Source organism: Streptomyces sp. PSU-S4-23 (assembly GCF_055632315.1).
Window position 1 is genome coordinate 1195671 of sequence record NZ_JBVMUU010000002.1, and the last position, 16421, is coordinate 1212091.

Annotated in this window: 14 protein-coding genes; 4 read left to right on the forward strand and 10 right to left on the reverse strand. The window is 70.8% G+C overall.

Going from position 1 to position 16421, the window contains the following annotated elements; translation table 11 throughout:
• Positions 1-89 precede the first annotated feature (89 nt).
• From ruvX to ACZ79I_RS06290, 7 genes are all read right to left on the reverse strand, one after another.
• Entirely contained in the window at positions 90-554 is a 465-nt protein-coding gene (gene ruvX, locus ACZ79I_RS06260) for a Holliday junction resolvase RuvX (RefSeq protein WP_471494881.1), read from the reverse strand.
• A gap of 25 nt (positions 555-579) precedes the next feature.
• Positions 580-3252 (reverse strand): alanine--tRNA ligase, encoded by a 2673-nt coding sequence (gene alaS / locus ACZ79I_RS06265; RefSeq protein WP_471494883.1) that lies wholly within the window; start codon positions 3250-3252, stop codon positions 580-582.
• Complete coding sequence (locus ACZ79I_RS06270; protein ID WP_471494885.1) at positions 3252-3599, reverse strand: hypothetical protein; 348 nt, start codon at positions 3597-3599, stop codon at positions 3252-3254. The genes alaS and ACZ79I_RS06270 overlap by 1 nt, the downstream gene beginning before the upstream one ends.
• A 7-nt stretch (positions 3600-3606) precedes the next feature.
• Positions 3607-4062, reverse strand: coding sequence for a DUF948 domain-containing protein (locus ACZ79I_RS06275; protein WP_471494887.1), 456 nt, complete (start codon positions 4060-4062; stop codon positions 3607-3609).
• A gap of 276 nt (positions 4063-4338) precedes the next feature.
• Positions 4339-4953 carry a 30S ribosomal protein S4 gene (gene rpsD, locus ACZ79I_RS06280; RefSeq protein ID WP_471494889.1) on the reverse strand — a complete coding sequence of 205 codons (615 nt, stop codon included), beginning with the start codon at positions 4951-4953 and terminating at the stop codon, positions 4339-4341.
• Positions 4954-5299: 346 nt separating this feature from the next.
• Positions 5300-6655 (reverse strand): replication-associated recombination protein A, encoded by a 1356-nt coding sequence (locus ACZ79I_RS06285; protein WP_471494891.1) that lies wholly within the window; start codon positions 6653-6655, stop codon positions 5300-5302.
• Between the two features lie 45 nt (positions 6656-6700).
• A complete protein-coding gene (locus tag ACZ79I_RS06290) occupies positions 6701-7357 on the reverse strand; it encodes a vitamin K epoxide reductase family protein (RefSeq protein WP_471494893.1) in 657 nt (218 codons plus the stop codon).
• A gap of 140 nt (positions 7358-7497) precedes the next feature.
• Between ACZ79I_RS06290 and ACZ79I_RS06295 the strand changes: the two genes are divergently transcribed.
• Together ACZ79I_RS06295 and ACZ79I_RS06300 are read left to right on the forward strand one after the other, a co-directional pair.
• The gene (locus ACZ79I_RS06295; RefSeq protein ID WP_471494895.1) at positions 7498-8364 is read left to right on the forward strand and encodes an ABC transporter ATP-binding protein; all 867 of its coding nucleotides are present in this window, start codon (positions 7498-7500) and stop codon (positions 8362-8364) included.
• Positions 8361-9206 carry an ABC transporter permease gene (locus tag ACZ79I_RS06300; RefSeq protein WP_471494897.1) on the forward strand — a complete coding sequence of 282 codons (846 nt, stop codon included), beginning with the start codon at positions 8361-8363 and terminating at the stop codon, positions 9204-9206. The genes ACZ79I_RS06295 and ACZ79I_RS06300 overlap by 4 nt, the downstream gene beginning before the upstream one ends.
• 123 nt (positions 9207-9329) lie before the next feature.
• On the opposite strand, the gene hisS is transcribed toward ACZ79I_RS06300, so the two are convergent.
• Positions 9330-10592: a histidine--tRNA ligase gene (hisS, locus tag ACZ79I_RS06305; protein WP_471494899.1), complete on the reverse strand. Its 1263-nt coding sequence runs from the start codon at positions 10590-10592 to the stop codon at positions 9330-9332.
• 13 nt (positions 10593-10605) lie between these two features.
• Complete coding sequence (locus ACZ79I_RS06310) at positions 10606-11313, reverse strand: MBL fold metallo-hydrolase (RefSeq protein ID WP_471494901.1); 708 nt, start codon at positions 11311-11313, stop codon at positions 10606-10608.
• Between the two features lie 167 nt (positions 11314-11480).
• Here ACZ79I_RS06310 and ACZ79I_RS06315 point away from each other — a divergent pair, with 167 nt between their 5' ends.
• Together ACZ79I_RS06315 and ACZ79I_RS06320 are read left to right on the forward strand one after the other, a co-directional pair.
• Entirely contained in the window at positions 11481-12302 is an 822-nt protein-coding gene (locus tag ACZ79I_RS06315; protein ID WP_471494903.1) for a peptidylprolyl isomerase, read from the forward strand.
• Positions 12303-12434: 132 nt separating this feature from the next.
• Positions 12435-13664 (forward strand): DUF349 domain-containing protein, encoded by a 1230-nt coding sequence (locus ACZ79I_RS06320; protein WP_471494905.1) that lies wholly within the window; start codon positions 12435-12437, stop codon positions 13662-13664.
• An 87-nt stretch (positions 13665-13751) separates the two neighbouring features.
• Here ACZ79I_RS06320 and ACZ79I_RS06325 read toward each other — a convergent pair whose 3' ends face one another.
• Positions 13752-16265 carry a RelA/SpoT family protein gene (locus ACZ79I_RS06325; RefSeq protein ID WP_471494907.1) on the reverse strand — a complete coding sequence of 838 codons (2514 nt, stop codon included), beginning with the start codon at positions 16263-16265 and terminating at the stop codon, positions 13752-13754.
• Positions 16266-16421: the final 156 nt, after the last annotated feature.

The window sequence follows — 16421 nt, forward strand, 5'->3', positions numbered from 1 at the left end:
CGTGTCTGGCCCGGCTCCCGGTCCGCCTCTTTGCTGTGCGGTGGCTGTTCGAACACCATCGCATCGCGCGGAACGTTACCGTATCGCGATCAGATGACCACTTCGACGCCCTCGCCGGGAGATTTCCCTGACACCCGTTCGGATTCCAGGGCCTGCTGCAGGATGACGACGGCGGCGGCCTGGTCGATGACGGACCGGCCCTTCTTGGCCTTCACGCCCGAGGCGCGCAGTCCCTGACCGGCCGTCACCGTGGTCATCCGCTCGTCCACGAGCCTGACCGGAACGGGCGCCGCCAAACGCGCCAGTTCCCGGGCGAAGCCGCGGACCTTGGCCGCCGCGGGGCCCTCGCCCCCCGAGAGGGAGCGGGGGAGGCCGACGACGATCTCGATCGGCTCGTACTCCTCGACGAGCTGCTTCAACCGGCGGTGAGCAGCCGGAACGTCCCGCCCCGGCACCGTCTCCACCGGGGTGGCGAGGATCCCGTCGGGGTCGCAGGAGGCGACCCCGATGCGGGCGTCGCCGACGTCGATGGCGAGCCGGCGTCCTCTTCTCATGCTCGTGACCGTCTCCCGCTCGTTCCTACCGGGCGCTCTCGGCGACCAGGCGCTCGACGGCGTCCACCGCGTCGCCGACGGCGGCCGGGTTCTGGCCGCCGCCCTGGGCGACGTCCGGCTTGCCGCCACCGCCGCCGCCGAGGGTCTTCGCGGCCGCGCGGACGAGGTCGCCGGCCTTCAGACCGCGCTCGCGGGCGGACTCGTTGGTGGCGATGACCGTCAGCGGCTTGCCGCTCGTGACGGCGAACAGGGCGACCACGGCGGCCCGGCCGCCCTGGATGCGGCCGCGCACGTCCAGGACCAGCCTGCGCAGGTCGTCGGCGGTGGTGCCGTCCGGCACCCGGCCGGTGACCACGGCGACACCACGGACGTCCTTGGCGGACTCGGCCAGCCCGGCGGCGGCCTGCAGCACCTTCTCGGCGCGGAACTTCTCGATCTCCTTCTCGGCGTCCTTCAGCTTGCCGAGCATGCCCGCGACCTTCTCCGGCAGCTCCTCCGGGCGGCCCTTGAGCAGCTCGGTGAGCTGGTTGACGACCGTGTGCTCACGGGCGAGGAAGGTGTAGGCGTCGACGCCGACCAGGGCCTCGATGCGCCGTACACCGGAGCCGATCGAGGACTCGCCGAGCAGCTTCACCAGGCCCAGCTGGGCGGTGTTGTGCACATGCGTGCCGCCGCACAGCTCCTTGGAGAAGTCGCCGATCGTGACGACCCGGACCCGCGCGCCGTACTTCTCGCCGAACTCGGCGATGGCGCCCTGCTTCTTGGCCTCGTCGATCCCCATGACGTCGGCACGCACGTCCAGGTCGCGGGCCAGCACCTCGTTGATCTTCTGCTCGACGTCGGTCATCACCGAGTGCGGGACCGCGGACGGGGAGCCGAAGTCGAAGCGGAAGCGGCCGGGCTGGTTCTCGGAGCCGGCCTGGGCGGCCGTGGGGCCGAGGGCGTCGCGCAGCGCCTGGTGGGTGAGGTGGGTGGCCGAGTGGGCGCGGGCGATGGCCTTGCGGCGGCGGGCGTCGATCGAGGCGTGGGCCTTGGCGCCCACGGTGACCTCGCCGACCTGGACGACGCCCTTGTGGACGTAGACGCCCGGGACCGGCTTCTGGGTGTCGCGGACCTCGATGACGGCACCGGAGTCCACCCTGATGCGGCCGGTGTCGCCGATCTGGCCGCCGCCCTCGGCGTAGAACGGGGTGCGGTCCAGGACGATCTCCACCACGTCGCCCTCGGTGGCGGCCGGGGAGGAGGCGCCGTCCACGAGGATGCCGACGACCGTGGACTCGCCCTCGGTGTCGGTGTAGCCGATGAAGTCGGTCTCACCGGCGCTGTCGGCGATCTCGCGGTAGGCGCCGAGGTCGGCGTGGCCGGTCTTCTTGGCCTGGGCGTCGGCCTTGGCGCGCTCCCGCTGCTCCTTCATCAGGCGGCGGAAGCCCTCCTCGTCCACGGACAGGCCCTGCTCGGCGGCCATCTCCAGGGTGAGGTCGATCGGGAAGCCCCAGGTGTCGTGGAGCAGGAACGCCTTGTCGCCGGGCAGCACCGCACCGCCGGCGGCCTTGGTCTCGCTCACGGCGGAGTCGAGGATGTTGGTGCCGGCCTTCAGCGTCTTGAGGAAGGCGGCCTCCTCGGCCAGGGCGACCTTCTCGATGCGCTCGCGGTCGGTGACGAGCTCGGGGTACTGCAGGCCCATCATCGCGATCACGGTGTCGATCAGTTCCTCGACGACCGGGCCGGTGGCGCCGAGGAGGCGCATGTTGCGGATGGCGCGGCGCATGATGCGGCGCAGGACGTAGCCGCGGCCCTCGTTGCCGGGGGTCACACCGTCGCCGATGAGCATGGTGGCGGTGCGCATGTGGTCGGTGACCACGCGCAGGGAGACGTCCGAGTCGTGGGCGTCGCCGTAGGAGACGCCGGTCAGCTCGGTGGCCTTCTTGATCACGGCCATGGAGGTGTCGATCTCGTACATGTTCTGCACGCCCTGCAGAATCATGGCGAGCCGCTCCAGGCCGAGACCGGTGTCGATGTTCTTGTTCGGCAGGTCGCCGAGGATCTCGAAGTCCTCCTTGCCGGTGCCCTCGCCGCGCTCGTACTGCATGAAGACGAGGTTCCAGATCTCCACGTACCGCTCGTCGTTGACGGCGGGGCCGCCCTCGACGCCGAACTCGGGGCCGCGGTCGTAGTTGATCTCGGAGCAGGGGCCGCAGGGGCCGGGCACGCCCATGGACCAGAAGTTGTCCTTCATGCCCAGCCGCTGGATGCGCTCGGCCGGCACACCGACGACGTCACGCCAGATCTGCTCGGCCTCGTCGTCGTCCTTGTAGACGGTGATCCACAGGCGCTCGGGCTCCAGGCCGTAACCGCCCTTGTCCTGGGGGGCGGTGAGCAGCTCCCAGGCGAGCTTGATGGCGCCTTCCTTGAAGTAGTCGCCGAAGGAGAAGTTGCCGCACATCTGGAAGAAGGTGCCGTGCCGCGTGGTCTTGCCGACCTCTTCGATGTCGGGCGTGCGCACGCACTTCTGGACGCTGGTGGCGCGCGGGAACGGCGGCCTGACCTCACCCAGGAAGTAGGGCTTGAAGGGCACCATGCCGGCCGGGACGAGGAGCAGAGTCGGGTCGTCCGCGATGAGCGACGCCGAAGGGACGACGGTGTGACCGCGCTCCTCGAAGAAGCTCAGCCAGCGGCGGCGGATCTCGGCCGACTCCATCAGTGGTCCTCATTCCGGTTGTACGAGTGCGTCGAGTCCTCGACGCACTTCGGGCTGTTGCGGTTCTCGATGGCGGGGCGCCGCCGGGGGGCGGGGAGCTGGTCGACGGGCGCGTCCAGGCCCAGTGCCTCGCCCAGTTCGGCCTCCCGCTGGAGCATGCCCGCGCGGACGTCGAACGCGAAGTCCGCGGCGCGGTCCTTGAGCCGGTGGCCCGCGGCGAGCGCCTTGTCCGCCGCCTGCGCGGCGAGGCTCTCGGGGGTCAGCTGCTTCAGCCTGCGGTTGACCTTGGTGGTGGCCCACACCCCGGCGGCGACGCCCGTGGTGAACCAGAACGTACGGCGGAACATCGCTCGGTCAGTCTCTCTTTTCCCGGGTGTTCCGCTTCCCCCGTCGCGGAGACGGGACGGTGCGGCCCACGATCACGGTACGCCGGGGCGCCTTGGCGGGCACGTTCTCTCGACGGCCGGCGATCGCCCGGCGCACGCCGTAGCCGAACGCCGCGACCTTGACCAGGGGGCCGCCGAAGGTGGACGCGACGGTCGTCGACAGCGCCGAGGCGTTCGACGTGACCTCCTGGACGTCCGACGCGATCGCGTCGACCCGGTCTATCTGGGTCTGCGCCGAGCGCACCGCGGTGGAGGCGTCCGCCAGCAGCGGCACGGCCTGTTCGGTCACGTCCGCCACCAGCTTCGTGGTCGCCTTGAGCGTCTGGGCCAGCCTCGCCAGCGCGACGGCGAGGAAGGAGACCAGGATCGCCCAGAAGACGGCCACCAGGATCCCGGCCACCTCTCCACCGGACACCGTGTGCACCCGCTCCCCTAGAACGTGCCTGAACGTCGAAAAGTCGTCTCCCGAGCCTATCGCGCCGGGGCGGCCGGTCCGTACCGGATTAGGAGCCGCGCGCAGTGGAGTCAGGGGAAGCTCCGGTGGGGGCCGCACACGCCCGCCGCGTTCCGTGCACGCGCTGGCCGGTTCGCCGGCCGGGCGGACGGGCCCGTACACGCGCCGGCCCGCCGGCTCGCCCGCCCGGGAGGGCGGGGAGCCGGCGGGCCGGCGTGCTGGGAGTACTGCGTCCGATGAGAGCGATCAGCGGGCGTAGTACTCGACGACGAGCTGCTCGTCGCAGATCACCGGGACTTCCTTGCGGTTGGGCTCGCGGTCCAGGCGGAACGCCAGGGCCTTGAGGTTCACCTGGAGGTAGCGCGGGGTCTCGCCGTCGGGGGCGAAGCCACCCTCGCGGGCGATCTGGAAGAGCGTCTTGTCACGGCTGCGCTCGCGGACCATCACGACGTCGTCGGGACGGACACGGAACGACGGCTTGTCGACCTTCTGGCCGTTGACCTCGATGTGGCCGTGCACGACCATCTGACGGGCCTGGTAGATCGTGCGGGCGATGCCCGAACGCAGGACCAGCGCGTCGAGACGCCGCTCGAGCTCGACGATCAGCGCCTCACCGGTCTTGCCCTGCACCTTGGAGGCACGCTCGTAGGCGCGCACCAGCTGGCGCTCGGAGATGTCGTACTGCGCGCGCAGGCGCTGCTTCTCCAGCAGACGGACCTTGTAGTCCGAGTTCTGCTTGCGGCCGCGGCCGTGCTCGCCCGGCGGGTAGGGGCGGGCCTCGAAGTACTTGACGGCCTTCGGGGTCAGCGCGATACCGAGGGCACGCGACTTCTTGACCTTGGGGCGGGACTGGTTCGCCATGAACCGAACACCTCGTGTTTCTGTCTGTAACCGGCTTCACCAGGGTTAGGGGAGGTCGCATCCGCAGCCGGGGAAACCCTGCGGGTCCGCGGGGGACCTGCCGGGCAGCCGCTCCCCTGGTCTGGGCACATACGTGCAGCACGCGAGTGGCCCACCGACCCGTCCCGGGGCTGCCGGGGAGGTGGTGGGCTGCCCGCGACACCGTTCGACGGTGCGCGACGCTCCTGGATCCCCGTGCCGTACGGCGACGGGGTTCCGGCTGGATGTCCCGCTCTGGTGGTGCCGGCCGCCTCTTGTCGAGGTGCCGGGCACGGGACGCAGCGCTTCGCTCAATTCTACAGGGTGGCTAGGACTGCTTCCGCCCGAGGTGCTTGCGGGTCCATTCCACCGCGTCCGCGTACCGCGTCTCGGCGCCGTGGCGGGTCGGCCGGTAGTACGTGCGGTCCTTGAGCGCGTCCGGGGCGTACTGCTGGGCGGCGATGCCCTCGGGAAGGTCGTGCGGATACACATACCCCTGCGCGTGGCCGAGCTTGGCGGCGCCCTTGTAGTGCCCGTCGCGCAGGTGCGGGGGCACCGGGCCGGCCAGTCCCTTGCGGACGTCCTCCATGGCGGCGCCGATCGCCGTGGTCGCCGAGTTGGACTTGGGGGCCAGGGCGAGGGCGATGGTGGCGTGGCTGAGGGTCAGCGCGGCCTCCGGGAAGCCGATCATCGCGACGGCCTGGGCGGCGGCGACGGCGATCGGCAGCGCGTTGGGATCGGCGAGGCCGATGTCCTCGCTGGCGGAGATCATCAGACGGCGGGCGATGAACCGGGGGTCCTCGCCGGCCTCGATCATCCGGGCCAGGTAGTGCAGCGCGGCGTCCACGTCCGAGCCGCGGATCGACTTGATCAGGGCACTCGCCACGTCGTAGTGCTGGTCGCCGCCGCGGTCGTACGTCACCGCCGCGCGGTCGACGGTCTCCTCCAGGGTCGTCAGGCCGATCTCCGGCTCGCCCTTGTCGAGCGCGGCCCCGGCCGCGGCCTCCAGGGCGGTGAGGGCGCGCCGGGCGTCGCCGCCGGCGATGCGCAGCAGATGGTCCTCGGTGTCCTCGGGGAGCGCGAGGGCGCCCCGCAGTCCCCGCTCGTCGGTCAGGGCCCGGCGCAGCAGGCCGCGCACGTCGTCGTCCGTGAGCGGTTCGAGGGTGAGCAGCAGCGAGCGGGACAGCAGCGGGGAGATCACCGAGAAGTACGGATTCTCCGTGGTCGCCGCGATCAGCGTCACCCAGCGGTTCTCGACGGCCGGGAGCAGGGAGTCCTGCTGGGCCTTGCTGAAGCGGTGGATCTCGTCGAGGAAGAGGACGGTCTCCCTGCCGAAGCCGCCGCTGGCGCGGCGGGCGCCGTCGATGACCGCGCGGACCTCCTTGACGCCCGCGGTGATCGCCGACAGCTCGACGAAGCGCTTGTTCGTGGCCTTCGAGACGACGTACGCCAGCGTCGTCTTGCCGGTGCCGGGCGGGCCCCAGAGGATGACCGAGGAGGGACCCGCGGGCCCGCCGCCGCCCTCGCCGACCAGTCTCCGCAGCGGCGATCCCGGCTTGAGCAGGTGCTGCTGGCCCACCACCTCGTCGAGGGTGCGCGGGCGCATGCGGACCGCCAGGGGGCTGCCGGCCGGGTCCTTCTCCTGGCGTTCTTCTGCGGCTGCGGTGAACAGGTCGGGCTCCACGCCCAAAACCCTATGTCACCCCGCTGACAACGCCGCCGGGGCCGGTCAGGCCCAGAGCTTGTCGCCCCACCGGGTCAGGATCAGCATGGCGATGACGCCGGTGTGCGTGACCGGAAGGACCCAGGTGAACTCGGCGAGGAAGTTCTTCACCGGACGCGGGGCGGGCAGGAAGTCGTTGCGGACGTTGAACGAGGTCACGTACCAGAACATGGTGAGCGTCGCGACCCAGGCCAGCGAGCACCACAGGCACAGCGCGTTGATCCGGTACAGCGACTGGAACTGCAGCCAGGTGCAGAAGCCCACGCCGAAGAGGGTGCCGGCGTTGAAGGTCAGCCAGTACCAGCGCGGGAAGCGGACGCGGGTGAGCAGGCTCATGCCGACGGCGATGACGATGCCGTAGGCGACGAGGCCGAGCATCGGGTTGGGGAACCCGAAGACGGACGCCTGCTTGCTCTCCATGACGCTGCCGCAGGACACGATCGGGTTGATGCTGCAGCCGGGGGTGAACGTCTTCCCGCTCACCTTGCCCTCGAGGATCTTGATCTTGTCGATCGTGATCACCCAGGCGGCGAGCAGACCGGCCGCACCCGTGATCACCAGCAGCAGCGCGAAGGCACGACTGCCGCCCGCGGTGCGGGGCGAGTCCGTGCGCTCCGGCTCGGTGGACCCGGTGGGGACGTCCTTGACCGTCGTCTTGCTCATCACGCCGCTTCCGATGCTCGGGAGAGGAACCTGGCTCGCCGCCATTGTGCCGCACGAGGACGAGTGTCCACCGCTCGATGGACACAAGGAGGTACGCACGGTGCTCCCGGAGCGTTCGATTCCGGCCGAGGCTGTTCGGTATGACCACACACGCGAACGGACTCGCGGTGAACGTACGGGGGCTGCGCAAGCGGTACGGGGACGTGACCGCGGTCGACGGAATCGATCTCGGGATCCGGCGGGGCGAGGTGTTCGGCCTGCTCGGCCCCAACGGCGCGGGCAAGACGACCACCGTGGAGATACTCCAGGGCAACCGCGACCGGGACGCGGGCGAGGTGTCCGTGCTCGGGGTGGACCCGGCGCGTGGCACGCGCGCGTGGCGCTCGAAAGTGGGGATCGTCTGGCAGGACGAATCGGCGCCCGCGGAGTTGACGGTCCGCGAGACGGTACGGCATTTCGCCCGCTACTACCCCCGGCCGCGCGACCCGGAGGAGGTCATCGGGCTGGTGGGCCTGGAGGCGAAGGCGGACAGCCGGATCAAGGCGCTCTCGGGCGGCCAGCGCCGCCGCCTGGACGTGGCGCTCGGCGTGATCGGCGACCCCGAGCTCCTGCTCCTGGACGAGCCGACGACCGGCTTCGACCCCGCCGCCCGGCGCCGGTTCTGGGAGCTGATCCGCGCCCTGTCCGGGGAGGGCACGACCATCCTGCTCACCACGCACTACCTGGAGGAGGCGGAGGCGCTGGCGCACCGGCTGGCCGTGGTCGCCGGGGGCCGGGTGGCCGCCGAGGGCACCCCGGCGACGCTGCGGGACCGCTTCGGCAGCGAGGCCACCGTCGAGTGGACGGAGGCGGACGGCAGCCCGCGCGGCGAGCGCACCGCGACGCCGACCCGGACGGTCGCCGAGCTCACGCGCCGCTTCGACGGGGAGATCCCGGGCCTCAGGATCACCCGCCCCACCTTGGAGGACGTCTATCTGCGCCTCACCGGGCAGGAGGACGCGCGATGACCGACGCGGTCACGGGGGTGCGGACCGGGTCCGCCGCGGAGCGTCTTCCCGGCGCCTGGACGCTGGGGCTGTCGCGGGGCGCCCTGGAGATCAGGCAGTTCTTCCGCGGGCGCGACCAGGTGGTGTTCACCTTCGCCTTCCCGGTCGTCTTCCTGTTCCTCTTCGCGTCGATCTTCGGGGACGAGGTGCGGGGCGCCGGCATCACCGCCTCGCAGCTGTACGTGCCCGCGATGACGGCGGCGGGCATCATGTCGACCAGCTTCCAGTCGCTGGGCATCTCGATCGCGATCGAGCGGGACGAGAAGGTGCTGCGCCGGCTGCGCGGCACGCCGATGCCGCCGGCGGCGTACTTCCTGGGGAAGATCTGGCTCGTTCTGGTCACCGGGGTGCTGGAGACGGCGATCCTGCTCCTGGCCGGCACCACGCTGTACGACCTCGATCTGCCCTCGGCCGCCGGGCGGTGGCTCGCCCTCGGCTGGATCTTCCTCCTGGGCCTGACGGCCTGCGCGCTGCTCGGCATCGCGATCAGTTCGCTCCCGAGGTCCGGCAGGAGCGCCTCCTCCGTGGTGATCCTGCCGTTCCTGGTGCTGCAGTTCATCTCGGGCGTCTACATCCCGGTCGGCTCCGTCCCCGGCTGGATGCTCGACCTCGGCGCGCTGTTCCCGCTGAAGTGGATGTGCCAGGGGTTGCGCGGGGTGTTCCTGCCGGAGTCGGCGAAGGTCCTGGAGCAGACGGGGAGCTGGGAGTTCGGGCGGGTCGCGCTGGTGCTCGGCGCGTGGTGCGCCGGAGGACTGGTGCTGTGTCTGCTGACCTTCCGGTGGAAGGACCGGCGCGACGGATGACGGATCCGCGCCCGCGCACGACGACGCGACGCGGACGGTCACGAGGACGATGCGCCACGGACCGTCCGTCCGACGGGGCGGGCCCCGGGTGCGGCACCCGGGGCCCGCCTGCGCCTGACGGCGTCAGCCGAGCCTCGCCTCCAGCTCCGCCACGATCTCGTTCACCCCGATCGCCGACTGCTCCCCGGACTCCATGTCCTTGAGCTGGACGACGCCCTCGGCGAGGTCGCGCTCGCCGGCCACGACGGTGTAGCGGGCCCCGCTGCGGTTCGCGCTCTTCATGGCGCCCTTGAGGCTCTTGGAGCCGTAGGAGAAGTCCGCCGCGATGCCCACCTTGCGCAACTCGGTGACCTTGGCGAACAGGACGCGACGGGCCTCCTCGCCCAGCGGGACCGCGAACACACTGGTGCCGGCGGGCAGTTCGAGCTCCACGCCCTCGGCCTCCAGGGCCAGCACCGTGCGGTCGACGCCCAGCGCCCAGCCCACCGAGGGCAGCGAGGGGCCGCCGATCATCTCCGAGAGGCCGTCGTAACGGCCGCCGCCGCCCACCGCGGACTGGGAGCCCAGGCCGTCGTGGACGAACTCGAAGGTGGTCCGCGTGTAGTAGTCCAGGCCGCGCACCAGCTTCGGGTCGTCCTCGAAGGCCACGCCCGCCGCGGTGATCAGCTCGCGGACCTCCTCGTGGTACGCCTTGCAGGCGTCGCACAGGTAGTCGCGCAGCAGCGGGGCTCCCGTCAGCTGCTTCTGGACCGACTCCCGCTTGTCGTCCAGCACCCGCAGCGGGTTGATGTCGACGCGGTGGCGCGTGTCCTCGTCCAGGTCGAGGCCCCTCAGGAAGTCCTGCAGCGCGGCCCGGTAGACCGGGCGGCACTCCTTGTCGCCGAGGCTGTTCAGCAGGATCCTGAAGTTCCTCAGGCCCAGGGACCGGTACGCCTGGTCCGCGAGGATGATCAGCTCGGCGTCGAGGGCCGGGTCCTCCGCGCCGATGGCCTCGGCGCCCACCTGCGAGAAGTGCCGGTAGCGGCCCTTCTGCGGGCGCTCGTAGCGGTAGTACGAGCCGGAGTACCAGAGTTTGACCGGCAGGTTGCCCGCCTTGTGGAGGTTGGCCTCCAGCGCGGCGCGCAGCACGGAGGCGGTGCCCTCGGGCCGCAGGGCGAGCCTGTCGCCGCCCTTCGTCTCGAAGGCGTACATCTCCTTCGTCACGATGTCCGTGGACTCGCCCACGCCGCGGGCGAACAGCTCGACGTTCTCGAAGCCGGGGGTCTCGATGTAGCCGTAGCCGGAGGTGCGCAGCGGGGCCGCGATCGCCTCGCGCACGGCGAGGTACTTGGCGGACTCCGGCGGGATCAGGTCGTAGGTGCCCTTGGGTGCCTTGAAGGTGCTCACGGAAGGTCTCTCGTCACATTCCTCGTCGGGGAGCGGGCTCGGCTCCCTGGCCGGCGGCCACCTGCCGCAGATACGGGTTGGTGGCGCGCTCCTGGCCGATGGTCGTCTGGGGACCGTGGCCGGACAGCACCACGGTCGAGTCGTCGAGCGGCAGGCACACGCGGGCCAGCGAGTCGAGCATCTCGGCCGTGTCACCGCCGGGCAGGTCGGTGCGTCCGACGGAGCCGGCGAACAGCAGGTCGCCCGAGAAGAAGACCGAGGGGATGTCCTCGGTCTCGGGCAGCCGGAAGGTCACCGACCCCTTGGTATGGCCGGGCGCGTGCGCGACGCGCAGCTCCAGGCCGGCCAGCTCCAGTCGCGCACCGTCGGTCAGCTCCCTGACGTCATCCGGCTCCCCCACGGTCAGCTCCCCCATCAGCGGCATCCCGATGGAACGCCCGAGCGCCTTCTCGGGGTCGCTCATCATGAAGCGGTCCCGGGGGTGGATCCACGCGGGTACGTCGTGCGCGCCGCACACCGGGACGACCGAGGCCACGTGGTCGATGTGCCCGTGGGTGAGGACCACCGCGACGGGCTTGAGCCGGTGTTTCCTGAGCGCGTCCTCGACTCCCTGGGCGGCCTGATGGCCCGGGTCGATGATCACGCACTCCTCGCCCGCGGCGGGGGCGAGGAGGTAGCAGTTGGTCCCCCAGGCCCCGGCGGGGAAGCCGGCAATCAGCACGATCGTCCTTCGGTGTGTCGTACGGCGGTGGCTCGCTGTGGGTCAGAGCCTACCGGCGCTGCCGATTCCTCAGCGAACCCATATACGGTACGGGGCACGCGCAGGCAGTCGTCACACCAGACGCACGCGTACCGGTCGGCGGACGAGACGCATGAGGAGAAAACCCCGTGGTCACCCAGGAACAGCGGCGGCGACAGCTCGCCCGGGAGAAGTTCTTGCGGCAGCAGCAGCGGCGAACGGAAGCACGGCGCAAGGCGCGCCTGCGCAACTCCGTGATCGCGTCGGTCCTCGGCGTGGTCCTCGTGGGCGGTGCCGTGTCGTACGTGGCGGGCGCCTTCAAGAACGACGACAAGAAGGCGAACGCGGGGTCCGAGGCGTCCCCGAGTGCCGCGGCGACCAGCAAGGCCCCGGACCCGTGCCAGAAGCCCGCCGAGGGCAAGGTCAAGTCGCTGAGCTGGAAGAAGGAGCCGGCGATGACGATCGACACGTCGGCGAAGTACACGATGAAGCTCGCGACCACGTGCGGTGAGATCGACATCGCGCTGAAGACGGCGGCGGCCCCGCACACCGTGAACTCGTTCGACTTCCTCGCGGGCCAGGGCTTCTTCGATCACACCAAGTGCCACCGGCTCACCACCAACGGCATCTACGTGCTGCAGTGCGGCGACCCGAAGGGGCTCGGCAGCGGCGGCCCCGGCTACACCATTCCGGACGAGAATCTGAAGGACAAGAGCCTGAAGGGGAACGTGTACCCGGCGGGCACGGTCGCCATGGCGAACACGGGGCAGAAGCACACCGGCGGCAGCCAGTTCTTCCTCGTGTACCAGGACAGTCAGTTGCCGCCCAGCTACACACCGTTCGGCACCATCGACGCGGGCGGTATGAAGGTGCTGAAGAAGATCGCGGCGGCCGGCGAGAACACGGGCGCGGGCGACGGCGCGCCGAATGCAACTGTCGTGATCAACAAGGCGAGCGTGACGAAATCCTGACCGTCAACTGCGGAATTTCGGTCGCGCGGGATGCGGACAGCCGCCCCGCCGGTCGCCTATGTTGGCGGTGACGAAACTGTGGACGATGCCCGGGGCGCTGGAGCCCAGCAGGCATCATGTGGAGGAGGCGCTGTGAGCAGCGACCCGTGGGGCCGCGTCGACGAGACGGGGACCGTGTACGTGCGGACGGCCGACGGCGAGAAGGTCGTCGGTTCCTGGCAGGCCGGCTCCCCTGAGGAGGCGCTGGCCTACTTCGAGCGCAAGTACGAGGGCCTGGTTGTCGAGATCGGCCTCCTCGAGAAGCGAGTCCAGACCACCGACCTGTCGGCGAAGGACGCCCAGGCCGCGGTCGACCATCTGCGGGAACAGGTCGACGCGCACCACGCGGTCGGCGACCTGGACGCGCTGCGGGCCCGCCTGGACAAGCTCATGGAGACCGTCGAGGCGCGCCGCGAGCAGCGCAAGGCGCAGCGGGCCAGGCAGTCGGACGAGGCGCGGACGGCCAAGGAGGCGCTGGTCGCCGAGGCCGAGGAGCTCGCCAGGTCCGACCAGTGGCGGGCCGCCGGTGAGCGGCTGCGGGCTCTGGTGGACACCTGGAAGGGGCTTCCGCGGCTCGACCGCAAGTCGGACGACGAGCTGTGGCACCGCTTCTCGCACGCCCGGTCGGCGTTCTCCAAGCGCCGCAAGGCGCACTTCGCGCAGCTCGACGCCCAGCGCGAGGAGGCCCGCAAGGCCAAGGAGCGGCTGGTCGCCGAGGCCGAGGCACTGTCCGGTTCCACGGACTGGGGTCCGACCGCGGCGCGCTACCGCGAGCTGATGGCCGACTGGAAGGCCGTCGGCCGCGCCCAGCGCGAGTACGAGGACGACCTGTGGAACCGCTTCCGCGGCGCCCAGGACGTGTTCTTCGCGGCGCGCAGCTCGGTCTTCGCGGAGCGGGACGCCGAGCAGGCCGAGAACCTCAAGCTCAAGGAGGAGCTGGCCGAGGAGGCGGAGAAGCTGCTTCCGATCACGGACCTCAGGGCCGCCCGTGCCGCCTTCCGCTCGATCAACGAGCGCTGGGAGGCCATCGGCCATGTGCCGCGGGACGCGCGCGCCCGGGTCGAGGGCCGGATGCACACGGTGGACCGGGCGATCCAGGAGGCCGAGGAGACCGAGTGGCGCCGCACCAACCCGGAGGCCCGGGCCCGTGCGGAGGGCCTCACCGGTCAGCTGCAGGCGGCCGTGGACAAGCTGAGCGGCCAGATCGAGCAGGCCAGGGCGGCGGGCAACAACGCCAAGGCCGACAAGCTGGAGAAGGAGCTGGAGGGCCGCCAGGCGCTCCTGGACCAGGCGCTGAAGGGCCTGCAGGAGTTCAGCGGCTGACGGCCGGCCCGTCCAGGCGCACGAAAGGGGCTCCGTACGGCGCGTACGGAGCCCCTTTCGTGCGCCTGCGGGCGGGATTCCGCCGGGCTATGGCCGGCGGGCCGACGTCACCCGGTACACGTCGTACACGCCCTCCACACCGCGCACCGCCTTCAGCACATGGCCGAGGTGTTTGGGGTCGCCCATCTCGAAGGTGAAGCGGGAGGTCGCCACACGGTCGCGGGAGGTCTGGACGGCGGCCGAGAGGATGTTGACGTGCTGGTCGGACAGGACCCGGGTGACGTCCGAGAGCAGACGCGAGCGGTCCAGCGCCTCCACCTGGATCGCGACGAGGAAGACCGACGACTGGGTCGGCGCCCACTCCACCTCCAGGATGCGCTCGGGCTCCCGGGACAGTGACTCCACGTTGAGACAGTCGCTGCGGTGCACCGACACACCGCTGCCGCGCGTGACGAAGCCGATGATGGGGTCGCCGGGGACGGGCGTACAGCAGCGGGCCAGTTTGACCCAGACGTCCTCGACGCCCTTGACGACCACGCCGGGGTCGCTGCTGGTGCGCCGCTTGCGGCCGCGGCCCCGCGCCGGCGGGACGGTCTCGTCGATCTCCTCGGTGGCGGCCTCCTCGCCGCCGAGCGCCTGCACCAGCTTCTGCACGACGTTCTGCGCGGCGACATGGCCCTCGCCGATCGCCGCGTACAGGGACGAGATGTCGGGGTAGCGCATCTCATGGGCGAGCGTGACGAGCGAGTCACCGGTGAGGATGCGCTGGATCGGCAGGTTCTGCTTGCGCATCGCCCGGGCGATCGCGTCCTTGCCGTGCTCGATCGCCTCGTCGCGCCGCTCCTTGGAGAACCATGCGCGGATCTTGTTGCGGGCGCGCGGCGACTTCACGAAGCCGAGCCAGTCTCGGGACGGGCCCGCGCCGGGTGCCTTGGAGGTGAAGACCTCGACCAGGTCGCCGTTGTCCAGGGTGGATTCCAGGGGCACCAGGCGCCCGTTGACCCTGGCCCCTATCGTCCGGTGGCCGACCTCGGTGTGGACCGCGTACGCGAAGTCCACCGGGGTGGCACCGGCCGGCAGCGCTATGACGTCGCCCTTCGGGGTGAAGACGAAGACCTCGTTGCGTGACAGGTCGAAGCGCAGGGACTCCAGGAACTCGCTCGGGTCCTCGGTCTCCTTCTGCCAGTCGAGCAACTGGCGCAGCCACGCCATGTCGTTGACGGCGTCCTTGTCCTTGGCGTTCGAACGAGGGGCGTCCGTACGGACCTTGGAGGCGCCCGCGACCGCCTCCTGCTTGTACTTCCAGTGCGCGGCGATGCCGTACTCGGCCCGGCGGTGCATGTCGAACGTGCGGATCTGGAGTTCGACGGGCTTGCCGCTGGGGCCGATCACCGTCGTGTGCAGCGACTGGTACATGTTGAACTTGGGCATCGCGATGTAGTCCTTGAACCGCCCCGGAACGGGGTTCCAGCGGGCGTGGACCGTGCCCAGCGCGGCGTAGCAGTCGCGGACGGTGTCCACGAGCACGCGGATGCCCACCAGGTCGTAGATCTCCGCGAAGTCGCGACCGCGGACGATCATCTTCTGGTAGACGCTGTAGTAGTGCTTGGGGCGGCCGGTGACGGTGGCCCGGATGCGGGCCGCCCTCAGGTCCGCCTGGACCTCGTCGATCACCTTGGCCAGGTACTCGTCGCGCTTGGGGGCCCGCTCGGCGACCAGGCGCACGATCTCGTCGTACATCTTGGGGTAGAGGATCGCGAAGGCGAGGTCCTCCAGCTCCCACTTGATGGTGTTCATGCCCAGGCGGTGGGCGAGCGGCGCGTAGATCTCCAGGGTCTCGCGCGCCTTCTTCTCCTGCTTCTCGCGCTTGAGGTAGCGCATGGTGCGCATGTTGTGCAGGCGGTCGGCGAGCTTGATGACCAGGACCCGGGGGTCCTTCGCCATGGCGACGACCATCTTGCGCACGGTCTCGGCCTGCGCGGCCTCGCCGAACTTGACCTTGTCCAGTTTGGTGACGCCGTCGACGAGGAGGGCGACCGTGTCACCGAAGTCGCGGCGCAGCTGGTCCAGGCCGTACTCGGTGTCCTCCACCGTGTCGTGCAGCAGCCCCGCCATGAGGGTGGCCGGGTCCATGCCCAGCTCGGCGAGGATCGTGGTCACCGCGAGCGGGTGAGTGATGTACGGGTCGCCGCTCTTGCGCTTCTGCCCGCGGTGCCAGCGCTCGGCGACCTGGTAGGCGCGCTCGATCTGGCGGAGCGTGGCGGCGTCGATCTTCGGGTCGTTGCCGCGCACTATGCGCAGCAGCGGCTCGAGGACCGGGTTGTACGGGTTGGCGCGCTGCACGCCCAGGCGGGCGAGGCGGGCCCGGACGCGGTTGGAGGAGCCGGAGCGGGAGGGAGGGGCGGACGCCGGGCGGGCCGCCGGGGCACGCTCGGGGACCGGCTTGGGGCGCGGCTGCTCGGCCGCGTGGTCGACGGGCGCGGACTGGGCGTGCTCGACCGGCCCGCGCGGGGCGTCCTTCGTGCTGCGCGCGGGCGTGGCCGCGGCCGTCGACGTCGCGTCGGGCTTGGCGGCGGTCAGTGGCTGGGCCTCGTCTGGCAAGAGGGCTCCTCGTGCGCGATCCGGGTCCCCCGGTCAGGCTCCGGAGACCCCATGGTAGCGATCCGGACCAGCGGCTTCAGCCGGTGGGGGAATCGCCTTCCTGGTCTGTGGTACTTTCCCTTCGCCCCGCAAGGGACCGGTTCGGGCTGGACCGCA